At 35.7% G+C, this 24598-nt stretch carries 26 protein-coding genes and 1 riboswitch; of the genes, 4 read left to right on the plus strand and 22 right to left on the minus strand.

Annotation, left to right across the window (positions count from 1 at the left end):
* Positions 1 to 42 precede the first annotated feature (42 nt).
* From T479_RS13930 to comGA, 20 genes are all read right to left on the minus strand, one after another.
* Positions 43 to 738 carry a hypothetical protein gene (locus T479_RS13930; RefSeq protein WP_025219967.1) on the minus strand — a complete coding sequence of 232 codons (696 nt, stop codon included), beginning with the start codon at positions 736 to 738 and terminating at the stop codon, positions 43 to 45.
* The gene (locus T479_RS13935; protein WP_025219968.1) at positions 729 to 2000 is read right to left on the minus strand and encodes a hypothetical protein; all 1272 of its coding nucleotides are present in this window, start codon (positions 1998 to 2000) and stop codon (positions 729 to 731) included. The genes T479_RS13930 and T479_RS13935 overlap by 10 nt, the downstream gene beginning before the upstream one ends.
* Positions 2001 to 2036: 36 nt before the next feature.
* A complete protein-coding gene (locus T479_RS13940; RefSeq protein ID WP_025219969.1) occupies positions 2037 to 3653 on the minus strand; it encodes a PP2C family protein-serine/threonine phosphatase in 1617 nt (538 codons plus the stop codon).
* Positions 3654 to 3685: 32 nt separating this feature from the next.
* Positions 3686 to 4525, minus strand: a complete 840-nt coding sequence (locus tag T479_RS13945; protein ID WP_025219970.1) for a PP2C family protein-serine/threonine phosphatase — start codon at positions 4523 to 4525, stop codon at positions 3686 to 3688.
* A 6-nt stretch (positions 4526 to 4531) separates the two neighbouring features.
* Positions 4532 to 5059 (minus strand): FHA domain-containing protein, encoded by a 528-nt coding sequence (locus tag T479_RS13950; RefSeq protein ID WP_025219971.1) that lies wholly within the window; start codon positions 5057 to 5059, stop codon positions 4532 to 4534.
* A gap of 38 nt (positions 5060 to 5097) precedes the next feature.
* Entirely contained in the window at positions 5098 to 5673 is a 576-nt protein-coding gene (locus tag T479_RS13955; RefSeq protein WP_025219972.1) for an FHA domain-containing protein, read from the minus strand.
* A 30-nt stretch (positions 5674 to 5703) separates the two neighbouring features.
* Entirely contained in the window at positions 5704 to 6138 is a 435-nt protein-coding gene (locus T479_RS13960) for a J domain-containing protein (protein WP_025219973.1), read from the minus strand.
* 91 nt (positions 6139 to 6229) lie between these two features.
* A complete protein-coding gene (locus tag T479_RS13965) occupies positions 6230 to 6655 on the minus strand; it encodes a hypothetical protein (protein WP_025219974.1) in 426 nt (141 codons plus the stop codon).
* A 230-nt stretch (positions 6656 to 6885) separates the two neighbouring features.
* Positions 6886 to 9054: a hypothetical protein gene (locus T479_RS13970; protein ID WP_025219975.1), complete on the minus strand. Its 2169-nt coding sequence runs from the start codon at positions 9052 to 9054 to the stop codon at positions 6886 to 6888.
* A 518-nt stretch (positions 9055 to 9572) separates the two neighbouring features.
* Positions 9573 to 10505 (minus strand): serine/threonine protein kinase, encoded by a 933-nt coding sequence (locus tag T479_RS13975; RefSeq protein ID WP_025219976.1) that lies wholly within the window; start codon positions 10503 to 10505, stop codon positions 9573 to 9575.
* A gap of 150 nt (positions 10506 to 10655) precedes the next feature.
* On the minus strand, positions 10656 to 12119 hold the full coding sequence (gene gcvPB, locus T479_RS13980; RefSeq protein WP_024361260.1) for an aminomethyl-transferring glycine dehydrogenase subunit GcvPB: 1464 nt from the start codon (positions 12117 to 12119) through the stop codon (positions 10656 to 10658).
* A complete protein-coding gene (gcvPA, locus tag T479_RS13985) occupies positions 12112 to 13458 on the minus strand; it encodes an aminomethyl-transferring glycine dehydrogenase subunit GcvPA (RefSeq protein WP_025219977.1) in 1347 nt (448 codons plus the stop codon). Before gcvPA ends, gcvPB begins: the two co-directional genes overlap by 8 nt.
* 25 nt (positions 13459 to 13483) lie before the next feature.
* On the minus strand, positions 13484 to 14587 hold the full coding sequence (gene gcvT / locus T479_RS13990; RefSeq protein ID WP_025219978.1) for a glycine cleavage system aminomethyltransferase GcvT: 1104 nt from the start codon (positions 14585 to 14587) through the stop codon (positions 13484 to 13486).
* A 238-nt stretch (positions 14588 to 14825) separates the two neighbouring features.
* Positions 14826 to 14918: riboswitch (glycine riboswitch) on the minus strand.
* A 145-nt stretch (positions 14919 to 15063) separates the two neighbouring features.
* Positions 15064 to 15579 (minus strand): shikimate kinase, encoded by a 516-nt coding sequence (locus T479_RS13995; RefSeq protein WP_024361263.1) that lies wholly within the window; start codon positions 15577 to 15579, stop codon positions 15064 to 15066.
* Positions 15580 to 15773: 194 nt separating this feature from the next.
* Complete coding sequence (comGF, locus tag T479_RS14005; RefSeq protein ID WP_024361265.1) at positions 15774 to 16199, minus strand: competence type IV pilus minor pilin ComGF; 426 nt, start codon at positions 16197 to 16199, stop codon at positions 15774 to 15776.
* Positions 16196 to 16510, minus strand: a complete 315-nt coding sequence (locus T479_RS14010) for a type II secretion system protein (protein WP_025219979.1) — start codon at positions 16508 to 16510, stop codon at positions 16196 to 16198. The genes comGF and T479_RS14010 overlap by 4 nt, the downstream gene beginning before the upstream one ends.
* A complete protein-coding gene (gene comGD / locus T479_RS14015) occupies positions 16507 to 16947 on the minus strand; it encodes a competence type IV pilus minor pilin ComGD (protein WP_024361267.1) in 441 nt (146 codons plus the stop codon). The genes T479_RS14010 and comGD overlap by 4 nt, the downstream gene beginning before the upstream one ends.
* Entirely contained in the window at positions 16944 to 17285 is a 342-nt protein-coding gene (gene comGC / locus T479_RS14020) for a competence type IV pilus major pilin ComGC (protein ID WP_024361268.1), read from the minus strand. Before comGC ends, comGD begins: the two co-directional genes overlap by 4 nt.
* An 11-nt stretch (positions 17286 to 17296) precedes the next feature.
* A complete protein-coding gene (comGB, locus tag T479_RS14025) occupies positions 17297 to 18379 on the minus strand; it encodes a competence type IV pilus assembly protein ComGB (RefSeq protein WP_227665359.1) in 1083 nt (360 codons plus the stop codon).
* Positions 18354 to 19376: a competence type IV pilus ATPase ComGA gene (gene comGA, locus T479_RS14030; RefSeq protein WP_024361270.1), complete on the minus strand. Its 1023-nt coding sequence runs from the start codon at positions 19374 to 19376 to the stop codon at positions 18354 to 18356. The genes comGB and comGA overlap by 26 nt, the downstream gene beginning before the upstream one ends.
* Positions 19377 to 19700: 324 nt before the next feature.
* Here comGA and T479_RS14035 point away from each other — a divergent pair, with 324 nt between their 5' ends.
* The gene (locus T479_RS14035; protein ID WP_025219980.1) at positions 19701 to 20411 is read left to right on the plus strand and encodes a helix-turn-helix transcriptional regulator; all 711 of its coding nucleotides are present in this window, start codon (positions 19701 to 19703) and stop codon (positions 20409 to 20411) included.
* 119 nt (positions 20412 to 20530) lie between these two features.
* Complete coding sequence (locus tag T479_RS14040; protein WP_024361272.1) at positions 20531 to 20773, plus strand: DUF2626 family protein; 243 nt, start codon at positions 20531 to 20533, stop codon at positions 20771 to 20773.
* A gap of 80 nt (positions 20774 to 20853) precedes the next feature.
* Here T479_RS14040 and T479_RS14045 read toward each other — a convergent pair whose 3' ends face one another.
* Positions 20854 to 21498 carry an MBL fold metallo-hydrolase gene (locus tag T479_RS14045; RefSeq protein WP_024361273.1) on the minus strand — a complete coding sequence of 215 codons (645 nt, stop codon included), beginning with the start codon at positions 21496 to 21498 and terminating at the stop codon, positions 20854 to 20856.
* Between the two features lie 168 nt (positions 21499 to 21666).
* Between T479_RS14045 and T479_RS14050 the strand changes: the two genes are divergently transcribed.
* The gene (locus T479_RS14050) at positions 21667 to 21846 is read left to right on the plus strand and encodes a DUF2759 domain-containing protein (protein WP_024361274.1); all 180 of its coding nucleotides are present in this window, start codon (positions 21667 to 21669) and stop codon (positions 21844 to 21846) included.
* Positions 21847 to 22049: 203 nt separating this feature from the next.
* A complete protein-coding gene (locus tag T479_RS14055) occupies positions 22050 to 22589 on the plus strand; it encodes a TlpA family protein disulfide reductase (RefSeq protein WP_137036940.1) in 540 nt (179 codons plus the stop codon).
* 109 nt (positions 22590 to 22698) lie between these two features.
* Here the strand turns inward: T479_RS14055 and T479_RS14060 are convergent, their stop codons facing one another.
* Positions 22699 to 24594, minus strand: coding sequence for an LTA synthase family protein (locus T479_RS14060; RefSeq protein ID WP_024361276.1), 1896 nt, complete (start codon positions 24592 to 24594; stop codon positions 22699 to 22701).
* Positions 24595 to 24598: the final 4 nt, after the last annotated feature.

Raw genomic sequence — 24598 nt, forward strand, 5'->3', positions numbered from 1 at the left:
TATATGAATATTTAGTCGTCAACTTATCCCCCTCCTCACTTTTTAATAAAGAGCTATTCGATCTAGCTTCATGGTTTCCTCTACGTCAATAATGCCAAAATGGTACTGCCAGTAGACTTCCATATGGAAGCCAATAGGTAAAAATATTTCTTGGATTAGCTGGACTTTATTAATATTTTCTGCTGTCTTTTTTTGATGGATGTAAAGAAGTAACTCATCTTTTTCCTCGGATTTCACATAGATAAAACAATTTCTAAATATATTTTTCAGCGTGTCCTTTATTAAATATAATTCTTCTCCAGTTTGATAGAGTCTGAGCATATTAAGTGCAATAATCTCTTGTTCTTTTTTTGAAAAAGACTTGATTTTATCGCGAACCAGTTCTCCAAATACATTTTCCTCAATGTCTCTGAGCATAAAGCGAATATAATATTCCTTTTTATTTAAACCTTGCATACGATCAATCTCAGCTAAAAAATGCAGTGTAATATCTAATAAAGAGGCCCTAAAAGCCTCATCCGTTGTATGATCAGGTTGAAAGAGTTCTTTAAAAATTTGAAAATAACGATAATAGGGGTTTACTTCCACATGTTGCTCTACTGCCTGCGAATTTAGTAGTTGTGGACTAAGCTCCATATAAGGTGAATAGATTTTGGCAAGATGAAAGTAAATATCCTTTGTTAAAAAGCCCTCTTCTTCGGCTTGTATAAGTAAGTCCCAAATATAATTCATAACCATTTCCCTACACATTTATATTCAGTGAAATATCTTTGAACTTCAGCAAGAAGAAAACCCAAGACATCATTCGTAATAAAATCTTTATCTTGTTTTGATAGGAATTGTAATAGCATCGTCTTCTTGTGACTAGCGTCTTCTGTTGTGTCCTTTAAAAATGGATACACAAAGTTTCGATTTTCTACTTGCCCTTCCAAAATATCTATTCTCAAAAGTTCAAGATTGTCTGCTACCTCAAAGGAGTTAATCAATCGAATGATTTCTCCCTTTGTTGATATATTTACATTATATTTACTAGAAAGCTTGTGCATAAAATGCTCATTTCGTCGATTAGAGACGAGTTCGTAAGTTAAATTACCTACTTGGTCTTTTTCAACTTTTGCAATTTTAAGAAGTTGCCATACGCCTGACTGATCCTGAGGTGAAACAATCGTTAATTCACTATCTGAACGCTTTATATATCGAATATTGTCTTCTTCCGTATCAATAAGATAACCATGTTGTGTACCCGTTTTTCGTAACGATAAGACATGTTCATAATTTATTCGATCGATGGCTGGAAACGGAAAACCGCTATTCTTAACCTCGTGACGTTGAAGATTCCAAAGCGGAACCATATTTAATCGTTTTTGTTGCTCATATTCCTCTAAATCAATCGTCACCTCGAATATTTCTACATCCTCATTTAATGTAGGACAACCAATAAGTTTTACATCAACAAACTTATTCACAAATGGATGGTTGATTGTTTTCCAAGGTAGACCATTGATTTGAAAGATTGAATATAGGTCTTTAATTTTTTGCACATAACGATTATTTTGAGTAAGACGCAGCTTTATTTCAACCAATCCATGCGATGTCACAAGATGACCATTGAAAATTCTTCGCTGCGCAAGTAAATGTTGGATTTCGATCGAATCACACTCTAAAAATAATGTCATAAGCGTAGCCAGTTCATTATTTTTAATGGATTCAAGTAGATGCTCAATGTTTAAATTAGTATCTTCTAAATCTGTCGGACATATTGGAAACAAACAATCATGAATGGGATCAACATCTTCTCGTGCACTAAGGGTTGTGTAAATGTCGTATCTATTTTCATGATCATCGATTTCATTAAAAATACGTTCTTCAAGCTTTTTGTTCATCTCTTCTTGATAATCAATTAGATTTACAAAAACGCCACTTACAATATCTTTTAGTAATTGACGTTGCTCTAAATTTTCAATTTTTTTTAAACGTTCAAACATGAGTTCTTTTAACATTTTACTTCCCTTCTTTCCTTACTCAGGATTTGAATGCTAACTGGCACTGGCATCAGTTGCCTCATCAATCGGCGGCTCAGCTTCATCAGGTAATGCATTGTCTGCTGCTTGACCCTGTGGTACGGGATTTAGCTTATCATTTGCATTCATAATTTTTCTCTCTAGCCCAAGAACTTTTGCCAGTAACTCCGTTTCTTGATAAATCTCCTGCGCAAGAGTATAGGATTCTATCGCTTTAGCGTATTCCTGACGGGCATAGCTCTGATCTCCGGCCTTTTCCAACCCTTCTGCTTGCAATTCTTTTTGGGCCTTTTTCAATTCATTGATTTTTTCTTCTGTTTCTTCAATTTTTGTTTTAATTTGTGCCTCTCCAGTAAAAGAAATGGCAAGTGCTTTTTTTCTAGCTTTTTCGTAAATTGCTAAAGCCCCATTGTAATCCTCTGCCTCAAAACGAAAATCTCCGTCTTTTATAGCATCAACAATCTCCACAACGGAGTCCATATTTGTAATTCTTTGCTCTACTTCTTCCTTACCAAACCCTTTAATGAGTTTGCCCTCTTTTTTAGCTTTTTCATACTGTTCCAATGCCTCTGTAAATTGCCCTGCCTCTGCAGATTTATCGCCATTGATGATTAGTTGAGTCACCCTTAACTTTTTAGCTAGTATATTTCTATGTATTGGATCTTTTATTTTTTTTGCCGCATTTCTTCCCTCGCTATATTCAAGTAATGCTTCATCGTAATTTCCATCTTGAAAGTAAAGATTTCCACTCTTTTCATGGTCCTTCATCTCAACAGTTAACTCTGCTATTTTTTTCGCTTGTTTTACTTGATAAAAAATTGTGCCGCCACTTACAATCAATGCTAAAACTAATGCAACAGCAATCATTTTTATATACTTCATTTTATTTTTGTTCGTTTCTTGATACACTTTGTTCACAAATATGGCAGCAACCGTATAATTTGCTACAACTTTTCTTTGTCTACTCAACAATATTTCTTCCAATAAATCTGTATATTGTTCGGAATCTTTGACACCTTCCAGCGCGTCAGCCATCTCAATCTCACTAACGTCTTCCCAAAAGCCAGCTGTACAAAGTAGTAGGACATCTCCATCTATAAGCTTCATTTTTTTAGATACAAAGGGCTGAAATTTGTTTGGCTTGCCTAGATAGTTCAACAAATTTCCTCTTTCTTCATGCTGGCTAATATCTAATGAACGGTGCTGAATGTCTACTATTTCCTGTGCTAAACTTTGGTCAGTACTTTTATAGGTTAATGTGCCGTTCCGAAAGTGATACAGTCGCGAATTACCTGCTATTCCAACAATCATTTTTGAGTAATCGGAAACGACTATGACAATACTTGCCTTCAATCTTACTCGTAAGCTTTGCGCTTGTAGTATATTTTGAGCATGTTTAAGATATTTATTGATTGCTCTTCTAGACATAGCTGGCTTTTCCATAAATTTTTCTAAAATAGATTTTACGGCTAACTCTGCACTACTAATTTCCTGATCTGCATCCAAGCCCTTTACAGCTACCCAACAAGCTACATCGTCAAGTTCTGTGTAGGCAAAATAATCTTTATTTTGCAGAAAGGACCCTGCTTCAGATAAAAAGCTAGTTTTAAAGTCGCAATTTTCCTTTCTCATAAGTCTCCTCCTTCTCTATTCCCTATCCCACTTCACCAAGATTTTTCTAAAATCACGATTGTCGCATTATCTTGATTTTTTAAGCGTTTTTGTTCAACGGCTTTTATTATGCTTTGTGCTAAATCATAGGGTGGAGCATGCTGAGAAAGAATTTTTTCCATTTCAACTTCCGTTAAAGCATCATAGATTCCATCACTAAAAAGGCATACCTTATCTCCTCTATTTAGCTGAATCGGATTATTTCCAGTGTCTAGATTTTTAAATCCTTCATATCCTAAATAATTTACTAATCTCTTTTTTAGTGGATTTTCTTGAACTTCAAGTTGTGAAATTTCACCGGCTATATATCGTTCCGTTAAAACGGATTCAAAAATATGTTTTTGATTAATCGCCAAAAACTCACCGTTTCTAAAGATTGTAAGAACACTATCTCCTACTGCTCCCCAATGAAGATAGCCTTCGCTATCAATAATGGCTGTCACTAATGTTGTGCCTCCATTTGAACCATTTAAGTTTTCTACAATCATATGATTACTTGCTCTAGCAGCTTCCTTAAAAAAGTTTTGTAGATTACTTAGGCTACTAAGCTTTTTAAATTCTTCTATGAAAGTTGTCACTGCGATAGTGCTTGCCATACGACCATTAGCTAAACCACTAATGCCATCTGCAAGCACCGCGATTGTGCCATTTGTCGTTTCAGCAGTTGAGAAATAATCATCCTGTTCATCACGTCTGCCAATCGTTTGACCATTCCCAATATAAATTTTTCCTTTATCCATTTTTCGGGAAAGTACTCCCCTTATTAGGAGTAACACGATGAGTACAATAATAAAAATTAATGTAATTATGTAAGATAATAACTTTTGGTCCATATGTCATCATTCCTCACTTTGATTGTTTTCCCATTCAAAGTGAACACCACAAAGTGGAATAAATAAAAAGATACTTCTCCCTAGCTGTATCACATCATAGGCTGCTAATTCAGTTGGTGTATATACTGCCTCATTATTCAGATAAGCTAATCCCGATGCATCTCCTGGCAATAGATAAAAATTACGTTTTTTAGGATCATATACTATAACTGCATGATTACGTTTAGAGATTGAATTATCCCCAGCAATACGGATATGCATATCTTCCGCTCTACCTATAAAATTCTTTTCAGATAGAATACGGTAATCTCTACCCATTTGTGGTCCTTCAATACAAACCAGCCATCCTGTTACAGGATCTATTCCATCCATTTCTCCTAAGTAGGGCAATGTTTTATCATCAGCTTCGACTACAGGTGAGGATGGGCTATTTTGTCTTTGCTCCTGTTCTACCATCACGTTACAGTAAGGACAAATATTACGATGTCTCCTCGAACTAAACATGTGACCATTTGTACATCTAATCAAACTCATTTCGATATCCCCCATCTATGTTACGAATCTTTTTCTCTCTATTTAACCAAAATTCGTGTATTCGCTATGTATATTGTGTCTCCATTACCTAATGAGTAAGGAATCTCGTGTTTTAATCTTTTTTTCACACGTTTATTAGCTTTTTTTAAGCCAACACCATTAACTGAATCTATATCCTCTAAATACCAAATGCCAGCTACACAATTAAGGACAGCATGTTCATAATTCACAAGAGATTCATACTCTGTTCCACTTAAATCAATATCTGCCTTGCATTCAGCTGAACTTTTTCCAATAAGTAATGAAACTTGATCACCAAGTTCCCATTCATCTATTTCTGCTCCACGTTCATTAAGTAAAACAAGCTTAGAGATATCCTTGTTAGCCATCACTTGGGTAATTGCATTTGCTTCGTATTTAAGGGAGGCGTAGATAATGACAAGTATGACCAATACCGTCCCAATAACGAATTTTAAAAGGACATCCTGATTCATTACAAAAATATATAAAATGAAAAAGAAGGCGATTGTGATAATGATGATATCAATAATTTTTACAAACATTTTTTCCCTTGTATTTCCACCGTAATCTTCAGTTGCAAATGGTTCTTTCATTTAATCACGCTCCTTTCTTTTTACCATGACTTATTTTTTGAAAAAACTTTCGAATAAATCCGTTGTATCTAATGGATTTTTCTTAGATTTTTTATTCAAAGTTGAGGACATCTCCTTCGTTTTTGGATTAAAGCCAAAGAAATGTTCAAAGTTTCTTTCAAGGTTATTCATATTAAAATCTGGCTTTTTCTCTGTAGACTGATGTCCATTTGAATGCTTTTCGTCTTTCTGTCCATTTTGCCAGCTATCCCCTGCGCTATCTAAACGGCTATCGTAAGCCTCTTTTAACGTTGGATCTTTCAGCACCTTATATGCATCTTGAACCTCTAAAAAAATTTTCTCTGATTCTGGATTTCCACCACTCACATCAGGGTGATGTTTTTTAGAGAGCTTTCGATAAGCTAATTTTATTTGTTCTTGTGTGGCATTTCGGTTTATTCCTAATGTTTCATAATGCGTTTTCATGTTTTCAACCCCAATTTAGGATTATTAAAAATAATCTAAGGAACTATAAAAGTTCCTTAGATAATTAGTAGTGTCTTATCATGCTGCAATCTTAGACAGCGTAGCCACCCTCGATTTTTGCCAAATCTGTTTTGTCTTTCTTTTGCTTAATAAATAAGTAGAACTCTCCAATACCCTCTGTGTCACCATATCTTTCTGAGTAATCCACTACGAAAGCATTTGGGAAATGAATTTTTCTTACTACTTGATCAGCTGAGATAACCTCTAATGTTACTTTACGGTAACAATCAGCTTTTTCAGCTGGTACTAATGACCATAATCCTAATTTCATTGTATCGTCAGAATTATCACCATCAGTGGCAGTTAAAATTTTGCCCTTTACTTTTAAAGTTGCCCCAACATCTGTAGAGCGTGCGTTAGAATCATTCGGAGTATCTGTCTCATATTCGACAGTCATGATGCTTTCTAACCCTAATTCAATTGCTTCTGATCCTTCTACTTTTAATACAAAACCCATTTTTTAGTACCTCCTAAATTTTATTGAATCTTACTTCCAATTGTTCTAATGAAATAAACTTGATACCGCTTTGCATTTCACAGTGCCATGTTTCATATCAAACTGTGAAATATGTAATATTTTTTGTCATTAGCAATTAGTCGTTCGATTCGTATATATGTTAAAAGATTTACAAAAAGTAAATCTTAAACATCCGACTGAAATAATTTAAAATTGAGAAAATGAAATTGTTAGGCTTTAACAGCACTTGTCCCTTTAGTAATCGTGACTTCAAGATTTTTCACATTACCGTTAAATACAAGGTCGATTTGACATAAGCTTGTTTTCTCATCAATGATGTAGCCAATATCATCTCCATCATGAATAATCGAGTTTACATAGCCTTTATCATTTAGCCACTTACTTTTTTGACTACTTGGATTATTACTAAAGAAGCGAACGATATTCTCATGCTTAAAGTCACCTGATTGGAATCTTAGAATTCTTTCAATATACGTACTAACTTGTGTTTTGTAGATTGAATCGAATCCATCTTCTTCCATCGCCAAGCTTCTAGCTTTATATACTGTAATACGTTTAATATCTTTATCCTGTAGTTGTGCATTTTCAGATGAGAATACAAATCCAAAGCTTCTGCTATTAATCGCATCTTTAATATTATTTGTAAATCCAGAAATTTCTTTCGCCATCGTAGTCACAGCACGTAATGAGTTGTCACCTGCTTCGATGTCAAAACGAACCCCCGGATAATTTCTCTTCACATTTCTAAATGATTCTTTTAAATACTCTGGACATTGATAAGCGGACACAATTCCTGCTGCTACATAGCTTGCTCCTACATATACACCCTCGATCCATAGCTTTAAAACATCTTCCTTTTCCTTCGATAAACGAGCGCCATTTTCGGTAGTATGCATTCTCGTATCAATCACAACACCTGATTTATCTTTTGGAATAATCGTAAAGTTTGGTAAGCATGGTATCGCGAATTCACTATAATCTTTTCTGACAAGAACGGAGCATTTATCGATTAAACGATCAATCCCAGCAGTGGCGATTCCATTGAAGGTAGTTTCTTCTTCAGCCATAAAGTTAAAGAAAATTTGAATCTTATAATCTTTTACTGTATCTAAAAGGATTGATAAGGATTCCATAGTGTTGCCCTCTTGCTTTGTAACCTTTTCATTCCCTTTGAATCTTGATCGGCTAACTTTCATTTTTCCAGCAGATTCTAATTCTAGTGCAGGTACAATGCCGTACCATACTGTATCTGTGAAATCATTTTTAGCGTTAACGGTATTTAAATACGTGCGTAATCTTGGTAGGTTATTACTTTTCACAAGCATATCAAGCTTTGTATTGGTAACTAGTAATGACGGCTGCATACCTTTATTTTTCGTCGCATATTGATCGAAGTACATTTTGACACCTAATAGCTTTTCAACTAAAGGCTTCACCGTTTTTACAAATTCATCCTTAGCATCCTTATAGAATTCAAGGTAAGTATTGTAATTTTGAACTTCTGTTTCAACATCGAATTCAGCTTTTACAGCTGGTAGTGGCGAGAATGTTCTTACAACTAAATCTTTCACATAGGAAGATGGCGATTCTGTAATGGCTTCATAGTCTTCTTCAAAAACAGTACTCAAACCGTAATTACTATTTTCTTCAATAACCATTAAATCAGAACTATTTGTTTGAGGTGCCTCAATAATTTTTAATTCACCATTATCACCAATAGAAAGTGTACCTATTTGTAATTTTTCTGACTCATCTTCATCTTGACTAGCACCTAATAATAATCTTGTTTTAATATCTTCAATTGCTAAAGGTAACATCGCCATTACATTGTTGTAGTTTCTACTAGCTACTTCAAACATAAGGTTTAGTTTGTCACCAGTATCTAATTTTTTCGGATCTCCCTCATCTAGCTTGTCATACTCACCGTACAGGTAATGAATTTCCTTACGAACTTGACGAATATCATCCATGACTTTTTTAGGAGAAATCATGTCTAGCAAATTTTCAAATTTAAAATCTACATTCGTGATACCCTGACTTCTTTTAGTATCAATCAGCGTAAATAGCATCTTTAAAAAATCATTATTTTGGTCAATTGCTATTTCAGAAATACAATCATCTTGAATTCCTTCAGGTTTTTTTAAGGTATACATCACCTTTTGATTGGCCGCATTATAAAATGAATAAACAGTAGGAGAAAATTTATCTAAAAATTCGTCGAAACTTTTTACAAGAAGATGTTGATTAATTTCCTTAATCTTTTCATCACTTAGACTGTCGATTCCTTTTACATCTCCAACAAGCGTAATTAAATCTAATTTCTCAGGGTTTATTTCTTCAAAGAGCATGGTTCTGTTTGTTTGACTAATAATCTCCATTCATTTGGCTGTACATTACTACAGCCATCCCTCCTTTAGATAACGAATTTCGAGTAAGCATAAATATTAGTGAGAAAAAAATACAAGATAAGAATAGTAAAGCAATTGAATTGAGCATCTTAATATTTCAATAAATTAACTAAAAAAGATAATAAAATTATTTAAGGTAAAATGTTACAATATAAAAGATGTACTGTGCTATGTACAAGAAACAACAATCCATTATTATGTATTTTTGTATGTTTTCACTAAAATTTATGTATCACAAAAGTAACTATACAATACATAAAATTAATGTCAATATTTTCAATAGAATATATTGTAATATAAAATATTTAAAAGCATTTTTGGTAAAAATATATCTTATGATTTTTATGATATTTTCTTTATAAAAAAATGTATTATTCCCATTTTTTTATAAAAAAAACAGCTAAAGGTCCAATTACTCTTAGGTCCTAAGCTGTTTTTAAAAAACTGTTCTATATAGAAAAAATGAATAAAAAGTAATAACCACATAGTTAATTTGGTCTTTTAGAATTATTTTGCATTGGATAGTTCTTTATACATTTGAACTTTTTTTCCAGCGTGATCATGCACTTAATAAAAGAAAGGGAAGAACATCTTTTTTTACTCTGTACTCGTAAGCCCCATACTATTGTCAATGCTAGAGGAATGCTGACTTTTTTATTAAATTTTCTCACATTTGTAAGTTTATCTTCAATTAGCCTCTGTGAAACATCTATTGGAATTACATTAGTTAAGGAGTAGTATAAAGTTGCCATCAAACTATAAATATCTGTATAAATACCTTGCTCTCCTTTTATGGAATACTGCTCTATAGGTGAGTAACCTGCAGTAGTAAATATTGGATATTTATTATCTTTTTTATAATAAATTGCTGAACCAAAATCTAATAAGCGAGGTTTGCCTTGCACATCAACTATAATATTATTCGGCTTTATATCACGATGTATAATGCCCTTACTATGTAAATATGTGATAGCATCAATCAAAGGAAGGAATATTTCTTCATATAGAAAATGCCTCTCATCAATAGCATATTTTTGTATATATTGATTTAATAATATCCCTTCATAATAATCCGTTACGATATATATCGTTTCATTTTCTGTAAAATGGTCCCGATACTGAACAATATTTTGATGACTCAAATCCTTAATCATTAATGCTTCACTTAGAAACCTGTCCTTTAAATCATTAAATTTATCTTTTGTAGACGGTAAGCGATTAATTACAGACTTGTTATCTAAGTCTCGTAAAGCTATTTCTATTGGGAAATATTCTTTAATGATTAATTGCTCTCCAGAATGGATATGTTCAGCTATATACACAAAGGATAACTTACTAGTAGCTAGAGCTTGCATTATTTTATATGTATTATTTAATAGGCTATTTATTGGTAAGCTCAATTCAAACATTGTTTCCTGCATTTTAATCTCCCTTCCTAATCATACCTACAACAAATATAATTACAAATTAATGTAATTATATCAATTTTTATGTTTTTATCTATAGTTTGGATTATTTAAGTGTAGATACAAAAAAACCGTTCAACTTGATGTGAACGGTTTTTTTATACATTATGCTTTTTGATAACGAAGCACTGGTGTACGGGCAGCGCGTGTTTCGTCTAGGCGAGATACGACTGTTGTATGTGGTGCTTCTTGTACGATCGATGGGTTTTCTTCTGCTTCTTTGGCGATTTGAATCATAATGTCGCAGAAAGCATCTAATGTTTCTTTTGATTCTGTTTCTGTAGGCTCGATCATTAACGCTTCTTCCACATTGAGTGGGAAGTACGTTGTTGGTGGATGGTAGCCGAAGTCTAACAGACGTTTTGCGATATCTAATGTACGAACGCCTAGTTTCTTTTGACGACGACCAGATAATACAAATTCATGCTTGCAATGACGGTTATATGGTAGGTCGTAGAATGGCTCTAGGCGACGCATCATATAGTTTGCATTGAGTACAGCATATTCTGTAACAGCTTTTAAGCCATCAGGGCCCATCGTACGAATATACGTATAAGCACGTACGTTAATGCCGAAGTTGCCATAGTAAGGTTTTACGCGACCGATAGATTGTGGACGCTCATAATCGAAGTGGTATGCGCCATCTTCTGTTCTGACAAGTACTGGTTTTGGTAGGAATGGGATTAAATCAGCCTTTACGCCTACTGGACCTGAACCTGGTCCACCGCCACCGTGTGGACCTGTAAATGTTTTGTGTAAGTTTAAGTGTACACAGTCAAAGCCCATATCGCCAGGACGTGCTTTACTCATTACGGCATTTAAGTTAGCGCCATCGTAGTATACTTTCCCGCCAACTTCATGAATAAGCTCTGCCATTTCGATAATATTTTCTTCAAATAAACCTAGTGTATTTGGGTTTGTTAACATTAATGCCGCTGTGTCTGGCCCTACTACTTTACGTAAATCCTCGATATCGACTAAGCCGTTTTCATCAGATTTAACTGTAATTGTTTCAAAGCCTGCAACTGTTGCTGATGCTGGATTTGTACCGTGTGCAGAGTCAGGAACGATGACTTTATTACGATGTCCTTCGCCGTTCGCTTCATGGAAAGCACGAATCATCATTAATGCTGTCCATTCACCATGCGCACCTGCCGCTGGTTGTAATGTGACTTCATCCATCCCTGTAATTTCGACTAAAGACGTTTGCAGTTCATAAAGAAGTTCCATTGCACCTTGAACAGTAGATTCATCTTGTAATGGGTGTACATTGGCAAAGCCAGATAGACGTGCCACTGACTCATTGATTTTTGGATTGTACTTCATCGTACATGAACCAAGTGGATAGAAACCAGAGTCTACACCGTGGTTACGACGAGATAGTGCTGTATAATGACGCATAATATCAAGCTCAGAAACTTCTGGTAACTCCGCCGCTTCTTCACGAATACAGTTTGCAGGAAGTAAATCCGCAAGATCGATTTCTGGTACATCTAACGCTTCTAAGCTATACCCTACGCGACCTTCTTTTGTAATTTCAAAAATGAGTGATTGATTTTCGTTATGCATTGAGAGCCCCCATTTCTGCAACAAGTGCATCAATTTCTTCCTTCGTGCGTAATTCTGTGACAGCGATTAGTACGTGTTGCTTCAGTGAATCGTATGTTTGACCTAATGGATAACCGCCGATAATGCCTTTTTCAAGTAAGCCTTTGTTGATTTCTTTCACGCATTTATTAGTTTTCACAACGATTTCGTTAAAGTGTGCACCTTGGAATGCCACTGTAAAGCCTGCCGCTTCAAAAGCATTTTTTGCGTAGCGTGTTTTCGCAATATTTTGCATGGCCATTTCACGTACGCCTTGCTTGCCTAAAGCAGTCATAGCAACAGATGCTGCTAGAGCTAACAGCGCTTGGTTTGAACAAATATTCGATGTTGCTTTGTCGCGACGAATATGCTGCTCACGCGCTTGTAGTGTTAACACATAACCACGACGACCTTCACCATCTACTGTTTCCCCAACAAGACGACCAGGCACTTTACGCATTAATTTTGTTGTGACAGCGAAGAATCCACAGTGTGGACCGCCGAAGCTTTCCGCAATACCAAATACTTGTGCATCGCCAACGCAAATATCGGCACCAAGCTTACCTGGTGGTGTTAAAATTCCTAGTGCAAGTGGGTTAGATGATACAACAAATAAACTTTTCGCATCATGTGCAATATCTCCGATAACTTGTAAATCTTCTACTTGACCGAAGAAGTTTGGATATTGTGCAATAACAGCCGCTGTATTTTCATCAATCAGCTCTTTTAAAGCTTCTACATCTGTGACACCATCTTTATGAGGAATTGTGACGATGTCGATTGATTGACCGTATGCATATGTAGCAACGACATCTCGATATTCAGGGTGAACCGTTTCAGATACTAAAATTTTCTTACGACGTGTATGACCTGCTGCTAGCATCCCTGCTTCTGCCAGTGCTGTTCCACCATCATACATAGAGGAGTTTGCCAAATCCATGCCTGTAAGCTCCGCAATCATTGTTTGGAATTCAAAAATCGCTTGTAATTCCCCTTGTGAAATTTCAGGTTGGTACGGCGTATAAGCTGTATAAAATTCTGAACGAGAAATGACATGGTCTACTATAATTGGTTTATAGTGATTGTAGACTCCTGCACCTAAAAATGATACGTTTGCATTTGTATCTTTATTTTTAGCAGCGAGTGCCGATAACTCTTTTAAAAGTGCTGATTCTGATTTTGCTTCTTTAATATCATAAAGGCCTTTGAAACGTACTTTTTCAGGAATATCCTCGAATAACTCATCGACTGACGATACACCAACTACGTCTAACATTTCTTGTTTGTCTTGCTCCGTCATTGGTAAATAACGATGTTTCATAAATGTAGGTCCCTCTTTTCAAATTTTATTTTGAACGCTTGTAAAACGGTGTTTCAACTGTTACAACCTTTAAGTGCTTACCACGAATTTCGATTTCCAATTCTGTTCCGATAGTTGCGAATTGGCTGTCAATTAAGGCGTTACCAACATTACGTTTTGAAGAAGGCAACTGCGTACCTGTTGTCACTTCACCGATTTCTTGACCATCCTTGAACACTTTGTAACCATGACGTGGAATCCCTTTATCAATCATTTCAATACCGACAATTTTACGCGCTAAACCATTGTCTTTTTGTGCTACTAACGCATCATGCCCAATGAAGTCATCTTTATTCAATTTGACAGCAAAGCCAATGCCCGCTTCCAGTGGTGAAATTGTAGCAGAAAGTTCCTGCCCATAAAGTGGCAGACCCGCTTCAAAGCGCAATGTATCACGGCAACCTAAGCCGGCTGGCACAACGCCTTTGTCTTTTCCTGCCTCTAAAATAATATCCCAAAGTGCTTTAATATCCGCTGGAGCACCGTACAATTCAAAGCCATCTTCACCCGTGTAACCACTGCGAGATACTAACGCTTTATGTCCTGCAATGTCAACATTCTCTTGGAAGCGGAAATATTTAATCGCACTTACATCTGTAGCTGTTAATGATTGAAGAAGCTCTTCTGCAAGTGGTCCTTGTAAAGCGATTTGTGCAAATGCTTCCGATTGATTGTCAATTGTGACATCATATTGATGTTGATTTTCCATCATCCAATCAAAGTCTTTTTCAATATTGGCTGCGTTGACACATAGTAAATAATGATTATCTGCAAGTTTGTACGTTAATAAATCATCGACAACGCCACCATCTTCATAGCACATTGCATTGTATTGCGCTTGACCAGTAGCAATTTTAGCGATGTCATTGGACAAAAGATTTTGTAAAAATGCTAGTGCATCTGGGCCTGTTACTAAAATTTCGCCCATATGAGACACATCAAATAAGCCTGCACGATGACGCACTGCATCATGTTCTTCTTTAATAGAAGTAAATTGTACTGGTAATTCCCATCCACCGAAGTCAATTGTTTTACCACCATACTTTGCGTATTCGTCAAATAGAGGTGTACGTTTTAATTCATTCGTCATTACTATTGCCTCCTTATTGTTTGTATCATTTTACTGGTAGTAGTTCGTCTGCTTTTTTGACATTTCAAGCGCATACGCCGTAACAATGTCTAGACATAAAAAAAGACAGACGAACCCCTTTTCGGGATTCTCTGTCCTTGCACCTGAAAGTTACACCAATCTAACTCGCATTGCGAAAATGCCAATCAGTAGGCTTTCCCCTTTGGTGGCTGTTGTATTACAGCTCTCTCCAGAGTTGCGTCTTGTACGAGTCCTTTTACCTGAGAGATTCATAGCCCTTTGCTACTTGCTCCTTCGGTGGCGTCTACACGCGCTCTCCCCGTACAATCATCCGCCCAAGAATGATCTTGGTACTATTTAGTATTCAATGTACAAAAAGTTATCTTATTAGTCTATATCCTAACATTGATTGCATTGAAAAGGCAAACATTTTTTAATTTAACTCAAAAGACGAACATTACAGTCACGTAAATCAATCATCGTTCGCTTTTTAATCTTTTTACTTGAAATACTAAATACTCTAGAATATGCCGAATCGTTCTACCTTCTGTCAGCACTTGAATATGGCCAGCATCGCGATAAAACTTTCTTCTGTAATGATACAGCTCCTCTAACTCTTCCTTGGTTGAGCTTTGTACTATTGGTCGATTTGGATCATGCTGTATTCGTTTATAAATATCTTCGAATGTCGCATCTAAAAAGAATACAAGTCCACTGCGTCTCATAATTTTACGGTTTTCCCCATTTATAGCCACACCGCCACCTGTAGAGATAATACATGCCTCGTCGCGGAAATTTTTCAAAAATTCCGTTTCTATTTCGCGAAAACGAGCCTCTCCATACTTCTCAAAAATTTGTGGAATCGTCATTCCCTGCTGTCTGACAATTTCATGATCCATATCATAGTAGGGTAATTTTAATAAATAGCTTAACCGTCTACCTAACGCACTCTTCCCGCAGCCCATAAAGCCAACTAAATATATTTTTCGCATTCGAATCACCTTCTTACTACGATTCTACACTGTCTGACAAAATTTGTCCTAATAAATTTATCGTAGCTCGAACATTCATCTTTTCTAACCCATCATATGTTCGAAACTGAATCTCATAAGACATGCAATACGTAAGAACAAAAGTAGTTACAAAAAATAATAATGCAATTGCGATTAAAAAAACAGCCCCTCTGTCATTTTTCAATAATTGGTACAAAATAGGTCCGCTCCTTCTTTAAACCGCTTGGAAATTCGACAGCGATTGTCAGTTCATTGCCACTCAATTGAAACTGGCAATTGTTTATACCCACAAGCATCGGGACATGACCACCATTCACTCTTTGTCGAATCATATTGTGATAGCAGTCAAAATACTGCCATGTATTGGCTGTTTGAAGCATGATCGTTCTTTGATTTTGCCTTACGGATAAGGAAGTAGCATTGGCCAAATTAGTAGTCATTTCGAAAACAAATAACTCCCATTTTGAATGTTCATCCGTCATGATAGAAGTTTTTATTGTAAGAGCCCACAGAATAATGAAGATGAAAACATGGCAAACGAGCACAAAGACGACCATTTGAATCAGCGCTTCCAATAAAGTATATCCTTTGTTGTTCATCGAATTTCACCTGCTAATTCAATACACTTTTGACGTAGTTCTCTTGTATTTTGAAATGTGACACATATTTTCTGTCCATCAAATAGCCAATGATAATCTACATCGTCAATCGTTTTTACTCCTGCGACTTGCTGGAAATAACGATATTGCTTTAACCCTTCATAAGCCGTTTCGGCAGCGGCAACTTCAAGCTTTTGATGATAGAGGGTTGTTTTCATTGTGTAGCTAATCGGAATTAACGTCGAGCATAACAGCATTACAATAACAACAGAAACAATTGTTTCAACAAAGGAGTAGCCCATTTCATTCATTCGACCCTCATTCTCCCTCGCCCTAGCGTTATGACTACTTTTTTAAGCCCTTGAGGTGTATGAAAATAAAGTGTCCCTGGCGTCATCATATTACCGATAAAGTTAAAGCGCACTGTATAAACGTTTGTCCCTTCTGTCAATAGTTCTACCCCTTTTGGAAAGGGGCGAGTATATTCTGTTGTAAAAAAATCTTTTTTAATACTGTAACGTTGTAAGTGTGGCTCAAATTTTATAAATATATAATCCTTATGGTGCATACTATACGTTTGCAAATAGTGAAGGTCTAATTGCATTTGCATAAAAAAGCGTTCCACTTCTTTTGCTTCAGCTACTTTCACTGATAATTTTGTTACAATGGCAGTTAATGACATTACTATAAATAACACCATGACCATTTCAAGTAGCGTATAGCCTCGTTCATTTTTAATGTGATTCATTGTCCATCAACCTCTGCTGTAGAGGATTGTTTTGCTAATTGCACTTCTCCTTTAGTGGTAATCACGATCTTTTCCTTATTTGGGCAAGTCGTTCCCTGCTCTTTTAAATATCCCTTTGCCACCAAATCGTCTAATGAAGGATACTCCATAAAATCTATCCGATAAGCCTCGACTTGTCCTTGCACCATCGAGATATATGCAGCACATCCTTTTTCATCAATCGTCGCAAAATGTTTTGTAACATTAGGAATTGTAATAAGTATTAAAATGGAAATAATCAACAGAACAATTAACATTTCAATTAAAGTAAATCCTGCTTCTTGTTGTATATGTTTCATGATAGGTCCTCCTATATAAGTTCAATCATGTGATAAATCGGTAACAATAAACTGACATAGGCCGCAACAATACATAAAGCAATAAAAACAAAAAACGTTGGTTGTACAAATGCAAGCAATCTTTGCAACAGGAGTTCTTGCTTTTCTAACAATAATTCACTATACAATACTAATTCCTTACCTAAGTAACCGCTTTGCTCCCCATGCTCTACAAACGTAGCGAAATCATTTTGCCACACTGGAAGTAAAGTAACTGCCTGTGTTAAGGTATCACCAAAAGTAACCCTTTCCTTTATGCGACTAGCTAAAAAGCGTACATTCGGTTGGTACCGTTGTCGCTCTAAAATCTGCAAGCTTGCTTGTAAGGAAAAACCACTGTGCAGCAAGCTACCCAAATAAGCAGCAAATTGTTTTGTCATGGTTAAGCGAAAATAGCTATTCACAAAAGGTATTTTCAACATTATTTGGAGCTGTCTAGCAACCGATAACCTTTTTAGCATACGCTGAAAAATGATGCTACCTAAAGTCAAAACAAAAAGGACTACGATAAATACGTCTGGAACATGTAATAATAATTTAGATACGGCAATAGACGACTGTTCCTCTGTTCCATAATCGTTGCGACTTGTCACCATTGCTTCAATATTAGGAAAGAAAAACGTACGAAATAACAGGAACAACAACAGTAAAAATACAATCAATACTACTGGATACAAAAGTAACTTCATTAATTTTTTCTTAGTCTCTTGGCTCAACGTCATTTGCTTGGCCACACCACCTAATGCTTCAACCATATGTCCATTATGTTCAGCAATTGAAATGGCTACCAAATAATGCTTGGCTAATTGTAAAGTGTCAAATACGCCAATTACACCTTTTCCTTGTTTAAGTGCTTCATCTACAAATTGTTGAACCTCCTCATAGTTTTTCACATGGTGTGGCAGCAGCATCGACACCGCTTGAGCAAACAAATAGCCTTCCTGTATTAAGACACTTAAACGCCTAATAAATTGTGCTTGTTCTTTTAGTCGCCACTTTGTTGTTCTTTTATAATCCAGTTGTAGTTTGTCAATAAACGCTCTGAGCTGCAGCATATTGTTGCCTCATAATTTCTTCTTTTTGACCAGCCAACGTTAGACGATAAGGCATTGCATAATGCGATTTTTGTATCAAAGCTTGAATGGCATGATCAAGGTGGCTATCACATAGTATTTCAAATAATGCTCGTCTTTCCTCTTGCTGTTGCGGAAGGTGTAATAACATTTGTGCCACAATAGCAATTACTGTTTGACGAAGCTCTTCTGGTGACACCCCTAAATCTAAAAGCCGATAGAGACAACTTACTGAATCCTTCGCGTGAATAGTAGACAACACTAAATGACCTGTAAGAGCTGCCTCGATAGCAATTTTAGCTGTTTCTTGATCGCGTATTTCACCGATCATAATCACGTCTGGCGAATGCCGCAAAATCGCTTTTAAGCCCGCCGCATAAGTAATGCCCGCTCGTTCATTTACTTGAATTTGAAGAAGATTGACTTGTTTATTTTCTACAGGATCTTCTAATGAAATAACATGGCGTTGAAGCTCGCTAGAACAATGGTGTATTAAAGAGTACAAAGACGTTGTTTTACCAGTGCCTGTTGCCCCGCAAAACAATAAAATGCCTTGTTGATTGTCTACTAGCTTAGTTAACTTATCAGCTGCACATTTGGAATAGCTTAAGGATGTAAGTGGAAATGCGTGGTTTTGAAGAAGAAGCCGTATAATAAGGCTTTCTTTTAAATAAGCAGAAGGAAGTGTGGAAACGCGTAAAGCAAAACGATTTTGCTCCACTATTTTCTGAAAAGAGCCGCTTTGTGGTTTACGCCGCTCACTAATATCTAATGCTGCTAAAAATTTATAATAGGACACGATGCGCTCGGCGAGTTCAGTGGGGAGCTCTCCTGCTGTCAGTAACTTATCATATTTTCGAAAATAGATTATATACCGATTTTCTTGCGGTATGAGTAATAAATCCGAAGCACCAAAATGATAGGCTTTCACTAAAAGATGCTCACTCTTTTGTTCTACAACAGATTCAAAAGTTTGCATAATTACCCCTTCTTTCTAGTTCATTCGAATATGACCGCTCTATTCGTTATTTCCTAGTATAAAGAGGAACACGTTACGAGAAAAGCCCTTTTTCTAAAATAAAAATTTGATGGATATTTCACTAGCAAACGCAGATTTTTCTAAAAATATTGTGGATAACATACAAATTTTCACAAATTATGAACAAAACATATGAAAAAGATAATATTTAAGCCTAAAGAATCTGTATCTTTTCCAATAATGCAATATAATAGAATCAGCATGATTTTTTTCCTAACTTTTCATTAACAGCAATTTTTCAAATAATACAATGAGGTGATGTAAATGATCCATCCATTAAAAATTACTAGTACTTTAGCCGACGAAACGAGGTACTCCATTTATGAGTATATTTTAAAAGAGAAAAAAACGGTAACAGTACAAAATATTGCTGATAAATTCAGCATTCATCCAAATGTTGCACGCCTTCACTTAACCAAGCTCTCAGAAATCAATATTATTACAGCAGATTTCGCAAAAACTGGTAAAGGTGGACGACCTGGTCGTGTTTATAAGGCATCAGAAAAAGGTGTTTCACTAACATTCCCTAGACGTGATGAAGAGCGCTTATTAAAATGGACGATCCAATTAGTACAAGAGTTAGGACCATCTGCTTTAACTAAATGTCAGGAAATTAGTTATCAAGATGGCTATCAACAAATGAGAAATTATGTAAATGCTGAATTAAAACTTAATAACATGCTATCCTTCGAACAAAAGCTTCAGCTATTAACAGACAATGCTGCATTAATTGGCTATACTCCACAAATACAGCAAACGGAAAAAGGGAAAAAAGTTATTTTCTCCATTTTTAATTGCCCATTCCAAGAGCAGCTTAATACCCACTCGGACATCGTTTGTACTTTACACGAATCTTACTTAAAAGGACAATTAAATGCATTATTTTCTAGTAATGAATTTATCCAAATCGAAAGCATGGTACATAACTGCGATTTATGCAAATATGAAATTAACGTGACAGAAATCGATAGCTAATTTGTAAAATCCATTTGTTTGTCACAAAGAAGCAGAAGTTCCAGTTTACAGACACCTTTCATATCATTTATAATGAGTAAGAGATTATTGTGTCGTGGGCAAAAGGAGGGGAAATCTTCATGGATAATATGTATAAAGTTATGGCATTCTGGACAGGTATTTTTGCAGTTATGTTCTACCTTGGTGGTATGAACGAGGTATCGCTATTATTCGTAGGTAATACAGGTTTATTCTTATTATTAGGCTTCTTGAACCTTTCAGAACGTATGTACATGTACATTTTCGGAGCATATTTAACTGTATTCTTCGCTGGCTTCACGTACTATACAACATTCATTCACGTACCTGGTGGCGGTCATTAATACAAAAAATCGCGTGTCTCAAAATCTTGAGACACGCTTTTTTTATTACCTATCGCTATCACATGCCGTTTAAAACGCCATTAAAAGCCATTTAAGAAAGGATTCGTTTCCATTTCTGTACCAATGGTTGTGTAATTCCCATGACCAGGGTAAACAATGGTATCTTCAGGCAATGATAGGAGTTTGTCATGAATGGATGCAAGTAATAGTTTTGTTGATCCTCCGAGTAAATCTGTACGCCCTATACTTTGTTCGAATAATGTATCTCCAACGATGGCAAAACCATCTTGTTCAAAAATATATGAAATACTACCAGGTGAATGGCCGGGAGTAAATACGGCATTAAATACAAAATTACTTATTTCAAAAAGTTGCTCTTTTTTAATAATATGTTCTTTAGCAGGAGCAGCAACCTTATAATCTGGTAAAGAAGCATATTTACCAGAACCATTTTTCATCGGGTCATCTAGCCAGCTAACCTCTTTTTCATGAATCCACACAGGAATATTAAAAGCTTCTCTGACTTCATCCACTGCACCAATATGATCAAAATGGGCGTGTGTTAAAAAAATGGCCAATGGCTTTAATCCATTGCTGCGAATTACCTTTATAATTTTTGTCGCTTCTTCGCCTGGATCAAATATTAAGCATTCTTTCTCTTTATTCGATACGATATAACAATTCGTTTGGATTGGTCCAAGGGAATAGCTTCGTACGTTCATCATCTTTATCACCTCAACTTCATATTATACATTCTTTGCCACAATTTGACGATAAAAGTTCATACTTTACTCTATATTAGTCCTCGACAAAAACAGGTAGAACGTTTACAATTAAGGAGGAATATTGTTTACGACATTCATTTTCTGATGTCGAAAGGAGTGTCTTTTTTAATGAACTTATTAATGGTTATTTTTGGTCTAGTAGCGATTTTAGCTGTCGTTGGTACATTCCAAGCAATTAAAGAAAAAAACTTACTAAGCATTGTTTTCAACTTAGCAAGTGCTGGGGTATTCGGTTGGTTCGTCATCATGACAATCGTTCATAGTGGATATCCTCCAGCGTTACACTAAAATCCAGACAGAAAAGAGCAGTCTCTATTAGGAGGCTGCTCTTTTTCTTTTCTGTAGAATTTTTTCATCCATGAATCATGCTAACCCTTATAAAAAATAGGAGGTTTTTTCTCATAAATTACGTTATTATATAAGGGAGTATTTTTAAAATATGGAATAATTTATTCAATTAACCTATATCTATATGCACAAAAAGGAGATTTATGATGAAACGTAAAACGATTTTAATGGTCATTTCGTTAGTAGTTGTACTGGCACTCATTGGTATTGCTGTCAAAAATGAAATATACAAAGAGAGCCAACCTAATTTGATTGTAGATAAACAAACAGGGGCAAAGATGCTTAACTTCAAAAGCCCTTTAACACGCTTAGATGAATCCTCAACAACGTTAGAAGAATATAAAGGGAACATTCTAATTATTAATTTTTGGGCTTCTTGGTGCGGTCCCTGTCATGAGGAAGCGCCGGACTTAAATACTTTTTATGAGCAAAAACCAAATAATGTTGAGTTGCTCGCAATCAATGCAACTTCAAATGATAGTCGTGAAAATGCAATCAAGTTTCAACAATTATACAATTTAAGTTTTCCTATTTTCTTAGATCATGATCGAGCACTCGGGAAGGCTTTCAAAGTCATGGCTTACCCTACTACTTTTATTATTGATGCAGAGGGGACTTTGAGATATACAGTGGAGGGGCAAGTTACACAAAAGGACTTACAACAATTCCTATCGCATCTATAAAGGATAACTAGCAACGATTGCATTGCTAAATTTTCAAAATTACCTGAATTGTTTGGGTGACTGGCACCAAAAAAAGGCATACTAGAAGTTCTAGTATGCCTTTTTTGATTTACTTCACTGCATTTTGTTTTAAATTGCCTGTTTTTTCATCATAGAATCGGAGTAAGTCCCCGTTTATGATGGCATCCGAATTTTCTAATTCCGTTGTTGCTCGGTCTGCATAAGGTTGACAAGGCGCTACATCAATCTGTTCCCCTGTTGCTTTGTCGTAGCAAGCCTCACCAGCATAAACGTATTTATCTGTAATGAATCGGCCGTCACGGAAAATAACGAAATCCTCGTGCTCTGGTGAGAATAAATCTGCACCAAGTTGCATATCTTTTGACGTTTCAACGCCAAGTAAATGTAAAATAGTTGGTCGTAAATCTATTTGTCCAGATACCTCTGTCATCTCTTTCCCTTGACCATCGCCAGGGATATGGATGAATAAAGGTACTTCTTGCAATAATGCATTATCATACGGTGTAATGCCGTCTTTTTCTAAATATTGTGCCATTGCTTTATTATGGTTTTCGGAAATTCCATAATGGTCTCCATACATAACGATAATCGAATTATCATAAACGCCTTGGTCTTTTAGATCTTGGAAGAAGTCTTTTAGCGCCTCATCCATGTAACGAACTGTTTGGAAGTAGCGATTTAACGTTCCTGAGTTTGATGTGTATTCAGGAATCATCACGTCTTCTGGATCTAAAGTGAATGGATAGTGGTTTGTTAACGTAATTAAACGAGAGTAGAATGGCTGTGGCATGTCTTTCATCAATGCAGCGGACTGCTCCATAAACGGAATATCTTTCATACCCCAGTTGACAGCTTGGCCTTCTTCTACTTTATATGAGTCTACATCATAGAACTTATCAATTTTTAATGATTGGTACATTATATCACGATTCCAGAACGATTTATTGTTCGGGTGCATAACGTTTGTAAAGTACCCATTTTCCCCAAGACGCTCTGCCATTGAGTTATACGTATTACCACCATGTGTGAAGAAGACCGCACCACGGCCAAGACCAAATAATGAGTTTTCTACAATAAACTCAGAGTCCGATGTTTTCCCTAACCCTGTTTGGTGATAGAAATTACTGAAATAATACGTATCTGGATCTTTTGTTAAAGAGTTAAAGAATGGCGTAATTTCGTGTCCATTCATATCATTATTAATCACAAAGTTTTGTAATGACTCGAGAGACACGACAATTAAGTTACGATCTTTGTATTTTCCAAACATATCTTCGTTAATCGCTGCTTGGTTAGAACGAATGTAGTTGTTTACTTCTACTAATTCACTGCCATCCGCTAATGCGCGTTGTGCAGATGATTTTGACTGAATATAAATATCATACAGATGATAGTTGTACGTACCTATATTTTTAACAAGTAGTTCGCGGTCGAAGCTACGTGTTAATAATTGTGGACGCTCTGTTTCCGCTAAACCTAAGTTTAAAAATGTCATCGCAATAGCTAACACGAAAAATGCACGGCGGAATTCAACGTTTACTTTTACTGCTGCTTTCATTTTAGGTAAGTACTTATTAGCGATAATAATAATAAAGACATCTGCAAAATATAAAAGATCCCATGGATTAATAATAGCTGCAGCGGAAGTTCCTAAATCACTAAAGTTACTTGTCTGGAATAATACCGGCAATGTAATAAAGTCATTGTAGAATCGATAGAACGCAACGTTTCCATATAATACAATCGATAATACGATACTCATAGTGATTATATAGCGATTTCTTATTTTAGGTGTTTTAAAGAATAACGATAATCCATAAACAAACAGTAAAAAACTTAATGGATTAATAAACAAAATAAATTGTTGCATTGCATTTTCAATTTTCAACTCAAAGCTTGTGTGGTACACAATGACCGTTTTTATCCAAGTTGCTACGATTGCTAGTATCATAAATGAATGTTTAGGCCACTTAGTTAATTTCATTCCT

It is taken from the genome of Lysinibacillus sphaericus (assembly GCF_000600105.1).
Taxonomy (GTDB): domain Bacteria; phylum Bacillota; class Bacilli; order Bacillales_A; family Planococcaceae; genus Lysinibacillus; species Lysinibacillus sphaericus.